The sequence below is a fragment of the Stenotrophomonas sp. STEN035 genome, assembly GCF_056759935.1.
Genome location: NZ_JBRRDY010000073.1, coordinates 1 through 3780, shown reverse-complemented (window position 1 = coordinate 3780; position 3780 = coordinate 1). Strand labels below are relative to the sequence as shown.

Sequence of the window (3780 nt, the reverse complement as noted above, 5' to 3'; positions counted from 1 at the left end):
AGCCGCTGCGCGGCCCCGCGATGTCGAAAACCCACGCATGAACCCCCGATCTGTGCCCGATCTGTGCCCAAAGCGGCGCTTGCGCGGCCGCTTCCTACCCGCCAGACTCGCAAAAAAGGGCGGTTGAACTTCCTATACCCAACTGGGCGTGGACGCGGTCGGTTTCGTGTTCGCCGAAGGCAGTCCGCGCCGGGTCAGCGCGGCCGAGGCGCGGCAACTGCGCCTGGCGCTGGCGCCGATGGTCGGCGCGGTGGCGCTGTTCCGCGACAACACCGTGGCCGAGGTGCGTGAAGTGGTGCGCATGGTGCGACCGGCGTTGCTGCAGTTCCACGGCGACGAAGAGGATGCGTTCTGCAGCGCCTTCCGCATGCCCTGGCTGAAGGCGGTGCCGATGGGCGGGGGCGAGCGTTGGGATGCGGCCGCGCTGCAAGAGCGCTGGCCGAACGCCGACGGTTTCCTGTTCGACAGCCACGGCAAGGGCGCAGCCGGCGGTACCGGCCACACGTTCGACTGGAGCGCGATCCCCGGCGGACTGCACCGGCCGTTCGTGCTGGCCGGCGGGATCACGCCGGACAACGTGCACGACGCGATCCGCGCCACCTCGCCGTGGGCGGTGGACGTGGCCAGCGGGATCGAAGTCGCGCCGGGAGTCAAGGACGGCGAGAAGATGCGCCGCTTCGTGGCGGAAGTGCGACGTGCCGACGGTACCGGTCCCGATTGAACGGCGTTTTCCTTTACGCGCTGCGTGTGTCCTGTAGTTTTCCCCCGTCCCTACGGATCCACCCATGAGCACTCCGGCCCGCACCCGCAAGGCCACCCCGGCCAGGAAGACCGCTGCGTCCAAGCCGGCGCCGCGCCGCAAGAGCCGTGCGGCGCCGCCGCCCGAACTCCTGTCCATCGACCTGGCCTTGCAGGGCGGCGGCTCGCACGGCGCCTTCACCTGGGGCGTGCTCGACCGCTTGCTGGAAGAGGAGTGGCTGCGGATCGATGGCGTGTCCGGTACTTCCGCAGGCGCGATGAACGCGGCCGTGCTGGTCGATGGCTTCGAACGTGGCAGTCGCCAGGGCGCGCGCGAGGCGCTGGCCCGGTTCTGGCGCGCGGTGTCCGACGCAGCGCGCTTCAGTCCGCTGCAGCGCGGGCCGCTGGACGTGCTGATGGGACGCTGGAGCCTGGAGGGCTCGCCGGCGTTCCTGGCCATGGACCTGGTGTCGCGGCTGTGGTCGCCCTACGACCTCAATCCGTTCGGCGTCAATCCGCTGCGCGACATCCTGGAGCGCTCACTCGATTTCGACGCGCTGTCGAAGTCGGACATCAAGCTGTTCATCACCGCCACCAACGTGCGTACCGGCCGCGGCAAGGTGTTCCGCAACGCCGAACTGAGCCCGGACGTGCTGCTGGCCTCGGCCTGCCTGCCGAACATGTTCCAGGCGGTGGAGGTGGACGGCGAGTACTACTGGGACGGCGGCTACTCCGGCAACCCGACCATGACCCCGCTGGTGCGCGACTGCAATTCGGACGACGTGATCCTGGTCGCGGTCAACCCGGTCGAGCGTCCCGACCGGCCGACCGGCGCGCGCGAGATCCTCAACCGGATCAACGAGATTTCCTTCAACGCCGGCCTGCTCAAGGAACTGCGCATGATCGCGCTGCTGCGCCAGGTGGCCGACGTGGGCAACTGCGAGGGCGCGCGCTGGGCGAGCAAGCGCATCCACCTGGTGCGCAACGACCTGGCCGCCGTGCTGGATTCCTCGTCGAAGATGAGCGCCGAGTGGGCGTTCCTGGAGATGTTGCACAAGGAGGGGCGGCGCGTGGCCGAGTCCTTCCTGGCGCAGGACGGCGCCAACCTGGGCAAGCGCTCATCGATCGACCTGAACGTGCTGCTGGAAGGAGTGTGAGCATGGGACTGCTGGGCATGCTGGTCGGCCTCGGCCTGTTGATGTACCTGTCCTACCGGGGCTGGAGCGTGCTGCTGCTGGCGCCGGCCGCGGCGTTGGTGGTGGCGGCGTTCTCCGGCGAGCCGCTGCTGGCGCACTGGACCTTGACCTTCATGTCGGCCGCCGCCGGATTCATCTCCCAGTTCTTCCCGCTGTTCCTGCTCGGCGCGCTGTTCGGAAAGCTGATGGAGGACAGCGGCTCGGTCGAGGCCATCGCCGCGTTCATGACCGCCAAGCTCGGCACCCGGCGGGCGATGCTGGCGGTGGTGCTGTCCGGCGCGCTGGTGACCTACGGCGGGGTGAGCCTGTTCGTGGCGATCTTCGTGCTGGTGCCGATGGCCGCGGTGCTGTTCCGCGGCGCCGGCATCCCGCGTCGGCTGATGCCGCCGGCGCTGGCGCTGGGCACGATGACCTTCACCATGTCGGCCATGCCCGGCACGCCCTCGATCCAGAACGCGATCCCGATGCCGTTCTTCGGCACCACGCCGTTCGCCGCGCCCGGGCTGGGCCTGATCGCCTCGGCGATCATGCTGGCGTTCGGCCTGTGGTGGCTGGCCCGCGCCGAACGTCGCGCGCGGCTGGCGGGCGAAGGCTTCGGCGAGTTGGCCACGCCCGACGCCGGCATGGTGGCCGAGGACGAGATCGTGCGCGAACGCGCGGCGGTGGCGCAGCCCTTCGATCCGGCCGAGGCGGCGCATGGCGTCCAGGGCAGCGGCCTGCCGTCGGCGCTGGTTGCGTTCGCGCCGCTGGCGGTGGTGATCGGGGTGAACCTGCTGATGTCGCTGCTGATCCTGCCGCGGATGGACGTGTCCTACCTGCAGTACGCGCGCTTCGGCGAAACCTCGCTGTCCGAGGTGGCGGGCGTGTGGTCGGTGTCGGTGGCGCTGGCCGCGGCGATCGCCACCACCATCGCGCTGAACCTGCGCCGCTTCCCCTCGCTGCGTTCGAGCATGGACTCCGGCGCCAACGCCTCGGTGCTGCCGATCCTGGCGGTGGGCAGCCTGGTCGGTTTCGGCGCGGTGGTCGCGGCGATGCCGGCCTTCGAGATCGTGCGCGACTGGGTACTGGGCATCGGCGGCGGTCCGCTGGTGTCGCTGGCGGTGGCGACCAACATCCTCGCCGGCCTCACCGGCTCGGCGTCCGGCGGCCTGACCATCGCCCTGGATGCGCTGGGTCCGACTTTCATGGCCATCGCCTACGAGACCGGACTGTCGCCGGAGCTGATGCATCGGGTGGCGGTGATCGGCGCCGGCACCCTGGACAGCCTGCCGCACAACGGCGCGGTGGTGACTCTGCTGGCGGTGTGCGGCTGCACCCACCGCGACAGCTACGGCGACATCGCGGTGACCGCGGTGCTCGGCTCGATCGTGGCGCTGGTGGTGGTGATCGTGCTGGGGACGATGTTCGGGTCGTTCTGAGCGCACGTGCGCGGCGTGACGGCGCCGCCCGGCACGATGCTCAGGCGCGGCGCGGCTGGATCGAGGCCAGCTGCGCGTCGGCCAGTCCCAGCAGCAGGCGCCGCGTTTCGCGGCCGCCGCAGCGGAACGCCTGCAGCAGGCGTCGCTCGAGCGGGTCGTGGACCAGTTCGGCGTCGAGTGCCGGAATGTCGTCCGGATCCGCCTCCCAGGCCAGCGGGCCACGGCCGGTGGCCAGCCACTCGAAACGCACGCGGGTGACATGCGCCAGGCGGGCGCGCCGTGTTTCTCGAAGTGGGCGAGGATGGCGCGGATGGTTTTGGGTTCCTCGATGCTGGCGACGATCCGCACCGCGCCGCCGCAGTGGGCGCAGGTGGTGACGTCGATGGAAAAGACCCGCTTGAGCCGTTGCGCCCAGCTCATCGCACGGC

3 protein-coding genes and 2 pseudogenes are annotated in these 3780 nt (G+C 70.2%); 3 read left to right on the top strand and 2 right to left on the bottom strand.

The genetic code is table 11. From position 1 onward, the window contains the following. Positions 1–136: 136 nt before the first annotated feature. The 3 genes and pseudogenes from ACVOLL_RS20495 to ACVOLL_RS20485 all read left to right on the top strand — a co-directional run. Positions 137–721 (top strand): annotated as a pseudogene (locus tag ACVOLL_RS20495) (phosphoribosylanthranilate isomerase); the annotation flags it as partial. Positions 722–785: 64 nt separating this feature from the next. After that, positions 786–1895, top strand: coding sequence for a patatin-like phospholipase family protein (locus ACVOLL_RS20490; RefSeq protein ID WP_164146001.1), 1110 nt, complete (start codon positions 786–788; stop codon positions 1893–1895). Between the two features lie 2 nt (positions 1896–1897). Next, positions 1898–3352: a GntP family permease gene (locus ACVOLL_RS20485; RefSeq protein ID WP_019186275.1), complete on the top strand. Its 1455-nt coding sequence runs from the start codon at positions 1898–1900 to the stop codon at positions 3350–3352. 40 nt (positions 3353–3392) lie between these two features. On the opposite strand, the gene ACVOLL_RS20480 is transcribed toward ACVOLL_RS20485, so the two are convergent. Beyond that, positions 3393–3602: a hypothetical protein gene (locus ACVOLL_RS20480; RefSeq protein WP_019186274.1), complete on the bottom strand. Its 210-nt coding sequence runs from the start codon at positions 3600–3602 to the stop codon at positions 3393–3395. 23 nt (positions 3603–3625) lie between these two features. Next, a pseudogene (locus ACVOLL_RS20475) lies at positions 3626–3780 on the bottom strand (IS91 family transposase); the annotation flags it as partial.